We start from the raw sequence: 408 nt of genomic DNA, 5'->3' as shown, positions 1-408 counted from the left end.
AGATATAATGTTAAAGTTAAGAATGAAAATTTGTATAAAATTTTGTTAAAATTGATTAGGAAAAATCCTATGTAATTTTAGCTAAAAGTATCAATCGCCAAAGAATAGATGAAAATGGTAAATGAAACGCAAAAGATTTTGCATAAAAGCCTTGAAGTGTCGGCAACCTGCGTGCGTGTGGGCGTTTTGCGAAGTCATAGCGAGGCACTGACGCTTCATTTTGAAAGCGAGGTAAATGCAAAAAAGGCAAGGGAAATTCTCGCCAAAGCCCCAAGCGTAGTCGTTATGGACGAGCCGCAAAATAAAAAAGGCTCAAGATACTCTAATAGGATTTTCTCTTATCAATTTCAGCAAATTTTGATGAGAATTTTGTCCTAAATTTTTCGTCTTAATTTTGTTTTTTTTAAA

General features: G+C 33.8%; 1 pseudogene. It reads left to right on the top strand.

The annotated features are described in order from the left end of the window. Positions 1–108: 108 nt before the first annotated feature. Positions 109–309 (top strand): annotated as a pseudogene (locus DMC01_RS12830) (Asd/ArgC dimerization domain-containing protein); the annotation flags it as partial. Between the last annotated feature and the right edge of the window lie 99 nt (positions 310–408).

The sequence above is a fragment of the Campylobacter troglodytis genome, from assembly GCF_006864425.1.
In the GTDB taxonomy this organism is placed as follows: Bacteria; Campylobacterota; Campylobacteria; order Campylobacterales; family Campylobacteraceae; genus Campylobacter_D; species Campylobacter_D troglodytis.
This window is presented reverse-complemented; position numbering and strand designations above follow the sequence as displayed.